Below are 7,298 nucleotides of genomic sequence, written 5' to 3'. Positions count from 1 at the left end.
AATCTCCCTTTCGGGAGGCTATCCCCCACTATGAGGCAGGTTATCCACGTGTTACTCACCCGTCCGCCGCTAGAAACAAAAGTTTCTCGCTCGACTTGCATGTGTTAGGCACGCCGCCAGCGTTCGTCCTGAGCCAGGATCAAACTCTCAATTTAAAAGTCTGATTTTAAGCTCATGCTTTATTTATCAAAAGAATTGCTGGTTATTACCTTATTCTCTGTTTAATTTTCAAAGACCAATCATTTCGCCATCATCCGACAGCTTTTATAGTTTATCACTTATTTTTTTACTTGTCAATAGTTTTTTTATTTAAAACTTATATTTTCAAGTGATTAACTGTCGACTTATCTCAGCGACGTCTTATATAATATCACTTTTATTTTTTTATTTCTATATAATATATTTGTTATTATAATAAAATAAGTCTATATTTCTACATATTTCTATATAAATCTTCAATATTCATAAAGCGATACACCTGGACCTGAATATACAATTGCATTTTAATTGATATAATATTTTATAGGAGATGATAATAATGTGTTTAAGTAAATTAAAGAATATTATAAAAAATAGTAATAATATAGTTTTTTTTGGAGGAGCAGGAGTTTCTACAGAAAGTTCAATACCAGATTTTCGTTCCGAAAATGGTTTGTATAAAACTGTAAACAATTATTCTTATAGTCCTGAGGTTATGCTCAGTCACTCTTTCTTTGTAAATCATACTGAAGATTTTTTTGATTTTTATAAAAATAAAATGATTTATAAAGATGCAAAACCTAATAAAGCTCATTATTTTTTAGCTGAACTTGAAAAAAGAGGAAAATTAAAAGCTATTATAACTCAAAATATTGATGGACTTCATCAAAAGGCAGGTTCTAAAAATGTACTTGAACTTCACGGTTCTATATATAAAAATTATTGTGTAAACTGTAATAAAACTTATGATTTAAATTATATAATAAAAAGCCCTTCACTTATTCCAAGATGTTTAAATTGCAATGGAATTGTGCGACCTGATATTGTTTTATATGAAGAAAAATTAAATTCTGATATTCTAAGAGAAAGTATAAATTATATAAAAAATGCAGATGTACTTATAGTTGCTGGAACTTCTTTGGTAGTTTACCCTGCTGCTAATTTAATTTCATATTATAAAAATAATAAACTCGTTTTAATAAACAAGTCTTCTACTCCTTATGATAAAAAAGCTAATTTTGTTTTTCATGATAATATAAGCAAAATTTTATCTGAAATATATCCAGAATAAATACTAAATATAATAATTTATAAATAATATGATTAAACCACAGTAAGCTATAAATAAATTCCTATTACACAATGAGTAGTATATTTATTATTGATTTACTTCAAAATATAGTGGTCAATTATAATAAAAAATAGTTTTTGTGAAATAATCATAATATAAAAAAGACTTCAGTATAATTTTTATCTGAAGTCTTTAATTTAAAATATTCTATACAATATTTTAATTTTTTTATTAAACCACAATAAGCTGTAAATAAATTCTAATTATACAATAAGTAATATATTTATTATTGATTTACTTCAAAATATAGTGGTCAATTATAAAAAATACTTTTTGTGAGATAATCATTTTATCAATTCAAAATTAACTATGTAACTTTGATTTAATAGCAATTATAAATAATAATCATAAATTTTAAATCTTAAATAACCATACATTATATAATTCTTATAACATTGCCGCTCCTAAATCACCTAATGTACTTATAAAATTAAATTCTTCAAATTTAAATTCTTTTTTCTTTGTAGATACTGAAAGATACAGTACTCCTTTAATATCACCATTTTTTATAAGAGGAACTACACATATAGAATTCCACTCAGGTATTCCAGTTATAGAATCATATTTTAAATTTTCATCCCAATCAAGCATATATACACCTTGTTTATTATCTATTACAGAATTTATTGCATCTAAATTATAACTATATATTTCTTCCCATTTTTCCTCAAAAACCTTTCTTGCATATTCTTTTTTTATGCTTTTATTTTCTATAAGGAAAAAAATTCCATAATATGACTCTGTAATTTCAATAATTCTTCCAAGATAATTAAATATCTTGTTTTCAATAATATCCTCTTTTTTTATAATTTCTATTATATCAAGCATTGCTAGAACATTTCTTGAATCTTGCACAGTATTTCCTGAAACTATACCTGTAAGTTTATCAGTTCCTTTAACTTTAGTGGAAAATTTACTGCTCCATACATTACATTGATTTCTACCAAGTTCTTTAGAAACATATAAAGCCTGATCTGCTTTTTCAATAATTTCTTGTTTCCATTTAGCATGTTCTGGATAAGAGGCAATACCCATACTCACTGTTACAGGTATATTATCTCCTAATATTTTAGATTTTTCAATTTTTTTCCTTAACTTTTGTGCAACAGCTAAAGCATCTTTTGAATCAGTTTGAGGAAGTACAATTATAAATTCCTCTCCACCATATCTTCCAAATATATCATCTTTTCTTATATTATTTTTTATTATAGAACATACTTTTTTTAAGACTTCATCTCCTGTTTGATGTCCAAATCTATCATTTATATGTTTAAATAAATCTAGATCTACCATTATTATAGAAAATTTTCCATTAATTTCGTCAGTTAAGTCTATGTGCTCTGTCAAAGCATCTTCTAAAGCTTTTCTGGTTAAAGCACCTGTAAGTTTATCCATAGATGAGCTTATTTGAAATTGATATTTTTCTATAATAAATCCTGCCAATCTTGAAACTTCAATGCATTTTTTTAATCCTTCTTTATTAAAATTATTTAAAGTTCTATCAGAATCAAGATATATATATCCTTTTATAAATTTATTTACAAAAGAATTTTTTCTTTTGTTTTCCTTTAAGTTAAAATTCATATCCTGAGAATTCATTATTATAGGTATACAAATAACTGCTTTTTTACCTTGAAGAATATGAGCAAAATTAGAATTGTTATCATTAATAAGATTTTCTGTTATTAAAATAGGTTCTTTTAAAACTCTAACAGTTTCAAGCAGATATTTACTTAAAGGCACTTGATTGTTTCCATCATTTGATGCTATAGCATAATAATTTTGATCGTAATCATCTACTAAAATTAGGCTTCGTGTTGCTAATGTAACACTTGCAAGATATTTAGCTATTATATCTAAATTTTTGAGTGGATCTGAATAAAGATTTTTAACTATATCTTTAACTCCTCTTATCCCTTTAGGTAAGTTCGAACTATATATTTTTTTAGCAGATCTTATAAAATCTTTATTAGTAAGTATTTCTCTAAATTCTTCATAGTCAAATAATACATTAAGTTCTTTTATACCTTTTATTAATAATTTATTCTCTTTGTGATTAAATAAATCATCATGATTGTTAATTTTTCTCATGCTCATAAGCATAATAAAACTATTTATAGTTCCTGGCATATTTATAAACTTAACTTTAAATTCATCTGGAATTTGCATAGTAGTAGCTTTAATAATTTCTGAGGCTTCAAAATAGTAATTAACAGCATAAAAGTAATCTTTTTTTAATAAATAATAATCTCCTAATGCACAGCAGATATTTGAATGCAATACTTTTTCTCTCTCTTTTTTTATAATATCTAAAGCTAAATTTAAATATTTAAGTTTATTCTTATTTTTTCTTAAAATACCTGTTAAAAACAAAGTCTTAACTCTGATTCTATTTGTTATATAATCTACTTTTATATTTTTTGTTTCTTTAAATATTACTTCTGTTAATTTAATGAAATCTTTTTTATATAAAAGTATAGCAGTGTTACAAAGTATTTCTAATTTTTTTAAAGGATTTTTAAAATTATTTATAATATTTTTTATTACATCAATATTTTCTATAACATTATTTTCTTCTTCTTTTATACAAATATCTATATGTTGATATAATATAAGGCTTTCCCATTTTTGTATAGTTTCACTGTCTTTATATATATCTAAAGCTTTTAGTATAAATTCTTTAGCTTTTTCGTTATCTCCGAAATTATATAAAAGTTCAGCTCCCATTTTATAGTATAATCCAATATCTTTTCCTTGCTCTGGATAATTTTTTAATTCATTTTGTGCTAATAAAAAATATTCATAAGCTTTTTTATATTCTCCTGTATTTAAATATATATTGGATAAATAGTTATAACAGTAAAATATATTGCTTTCAAGCTCTATAGATTTACCTTTTTCAACAGCTTCTAAAAAATATTGAAGTGCCAAATCATAATTCCAGCTATCATAGTAAAAAGATGCTAAATTAGTTAAAGCTACAACTTCTAAAACTACAATATGTTTTTTTTCACAGATATCTATCGTATTTAAAATATATTCCATACTCTTTTCATTATCTTGATAATAATCTTCATAAACAACTGCAATATTATTAAGAATTGTTGCTATACCCTCGTTATATTGAGACTTTTCAAAACAAACTTTACTTTCATTATAGTAATTAAGAGCTTGTTCAATATTCCCTTTATGCAAGTAATAATTTCCTAAATCTTTATAAAAAAGACCTTTTAACTTATGATATTTTTCTCCACACAATTCTATACAATTTTTACAAATTTCCTCTATTTCCTTATATTTCTGTGTTATATAATATAATCTTACTTGAATTTCTTTATATTCTAAATATTCTTCTGTATATTTATTTAGGAAATCAGAACTGTATATAATTTTTTCTGCTTTTTCTATATAATTTAAAGCCTTTAAAGTATCATTTTTATAGAGAAATATATTTGCTATTTTATTTATTGCTTGAATTTCATATGTATTATCTTTAATTTCTCTTGCTAAATTTTCAGCTTCATTATAATATTCTATAGAATTTGTCCAGTTTCCTAATTCTTCATAAATTCTACCTATTCTAAAAAGTATTTTTATTTTTCTCGGACTTAATTCATCTTCCATTATAGAAATAACTTTTTTAAGATTTTTTACAGCATCTATTCTGTTTTTATAGTTTTCCATTTTATCTGCATTTTCAAGGCAATATTTAATTATTTTTTCTTTTTGATCAGATTTTTCTAAATGATATATAAATTCTTCACTATTTACGCCTTCATTTATATATTGCTTTTCTAAAAGATTAGCAGCAATTTTGTGAATATTTTTTTTATAATCTTTTTCTATTTTCTTTTCTATTAACATTTTTAAAATTTTATTTGAAAAATCATAAACAAAGCCGCTATCTTCTATCTTTTGGCATAATATTCCTCTACCCTCTAAATCTTCTATATGTTGTTCTACAACTTTTTTGTCATTTTGAATAATATTATTTAAAGTCTCTAAAGATATACCTGTATTAAATATAGATATAATATTAAGAATATTTAAACTCAATTCATCTATTCCTTTAATTTGTGCAAGTACTGCTTGTTCCATATTAGAAGGCACAGGCATTTTATTATAATCATAATCGTATTTATTTATCCAGTTCCCAGAATCTTCATCTATATATAAAATTTTTTCAGCAAATAAATTTTTTAAAGTTTCAACTATAAATAATGGATTACCATAAGTTTTTGAAAAAATCCTTTCTCCAAAGTTTTTTAATTTAATAGAGCTTCTTAATATATCTTGTATCATATCTATAGAATCTTTTTTATTAAGTCCCCTTAGTTGTATATCTACAACATTAGACTTATTTGTAATTTTAGATAAAAATTGTACTAATCTTTTATTGTAAGTACATTCCCCATCACAATAAGATACTATAAACATAATATTGGGATTTCTCAAATACATATATTCTAAAATATCTATTGAAAATTCACTTGCCATATGTAAATTATCCATTATAAATATTGCAGGCTTTCCTTTTATAAAATCATTTATAAAAGAAGATATTGTATTTAATACTTTTATTTTTTCTTTACTATCTAATAAATAATCTGCAGATACATTGTTATTTTTATCTTGAAGTGAAGGTATAAATTTTATAAGTTCAGATTCATATCTTTTAAATGTTTCTGTTTCACATTCATCTATAATTGTCCTTAAAATTTCTAAAAAAGCTTTGTTTTTAAAAAAATTTATATTATCTGATATAAAATTTGAGTATACCTTAACATTTTTCATTGAAAATATGTATTCTATTTCTTTTAAAAATTTAGTTTTTCCTATACCAGATTCACCATGAACTATTGCAAGATTTTTTGAAAATTGCATTTTTTCAATAGAATTATACATATTAGAAATAGTATTTATTTCATATTCTCTTCCTACAAGTTTTGTTTTAAAATTTAATTTCTCTAATTGTTTTTTATTATGAGCTTTATAATTTTTATTAAAAATTTTATTTATATCCTTTATAACTTCATTAATACTCTTATATCTTTTATTTACATCACTTTCAATCATCTTTTGTATAATTGTACTTATTTTTTCTAAAAGCACTATATTATTTTTAGAAAAGCTTTTATAGTTTTCTTTTAATTTTTTTAAACTAATTACTTGATTTAATATATTACCATCTTCTTTGGTTTCTTTTTTTAACATAAAAAACAAAAGTACTCCCAAAGAATAAATATCTGATGATACTGAAAATTTTTCTTCTGCTATTACTTCTGGAGCTTTAAATATAATTTCATTTTCTTTTGAATTCCAATGATAATACTTTTCAAGCTCTAAAGTAGCCATATCTTTAAGTTTAATATTTAAACCATCTATATATATATTATTTATATTTATATCCCCATAAATGAAATTTCTTAGATGAAGATAATTGATACTTTGGCAAATTTCTACAAATAAATCTAATATTTTATCATAATCTAAATCTTTTATGCTATCTAAAAAATTATTATTTGATTCAAAATTTTCATTAACATAAAAATATTGTCTATTATCTATTCTTTTATTATCAATAGTCTTTATAATATTAAAATCATATACCTTTACAATATTTTTATCTTGTATAGTTGTAAGAGTCATAAATTCTTTAATATAATAATCTAACAATTTATCAGGAAGATATTCAGAATTTATAATATTTAATTGTACAGCTTTAAAGTTTTTTTTCATATCAGCTGCAAGATAAGAAGATATTAATCTATTTTGCCTTATATTTTTTAAAATTCTGTATCTATTATTTATAAAATCCATAATAACACTTCCCCAATATAATTAAATACACTATAAGTATATCATGTAAAAGCTTATGCATAAATATATTTTGAATAATTTGCCATAAGATTATTAAAGATTTAAATAAAAATAATTTTGTATTTATTTCTATTTTATTATTAAAATC

Annotated in this window: 2 protein-coding genes and 1 rRNA gene; 1 reads left to right on the top strand and 2 read right to left on the bottom strand. The window is 22.7% G+C overall.

The genetic code is table 11. The annotated features are described in order from the left end of the window. A 16S ribosomal RNA gene (locus B5D11_RS10500) occupies positions 1-155 on the bottom strand; the annotation flags it as partial. Positions 156-538: 383 nt separating this feature from the next. Here B5D11_RS10500 and B5D11_RS10495 point away from each other — a divergent pair. Next, entirely contained in the window at positions 539-1,270 is a 732-nt protein-coding gene (locus B5D11_RS10495) for an NAD-dependent protein deacylase (RefSeq protein ID WP_078682986.1), read from the top strand. Positions 1,271-1,717: 447 nt separating this feature from the next. Here B5D11_RS10495 and B5D11_RS10490 read toward each other — a convergent pair whose 3' ends face one another. Then, positions 1,718-7,150 (bottom strand): diguanylate cyclase, encoded by a 5,433-nt coding sequence (locus tag B5D11_RS10490; RefSeq protein ID WP_078682985.1) that lies wholly within the window; start codon positions 7,148-7,150, stop codon positions 1,718-1,720. Between the last annotated feature and the right edge of the window lie 148 nt (positions 7,151-7,298).

Origin of the sequence: Clostridium sp. USBA 49 (assembly GCF_900167505.1) — a bacterium.
GTDB lineage: Bacteria > Bacillota > Clostridia > Clostridiales > Clostridiaceae > Clostridium_AT > Clostridium_AT prolinivorans.
The sequence above is the reverse complement of the archived record's forward strand: the minus strand, read 5'-3'. Positions and strand labels throughout refer to the sequence as shown.

Bases quoted from the DNA above. Each gene is read 5' to 3' on its own strand.
- B5D11_RS10495 (WP_078682986.1), top strand. From the start codon at position 539: ATGTGTTTAAGTAAATTAAAGAATATTATAAAAAATAGTAATAATATA.
- B5D11_RS10490 (WP_078682985.1), bottom strand. From the start codon at position 7,150: ATGGATTTTATAAATAATAGATACAGAATTTTAAAAAATATAAGGCAA.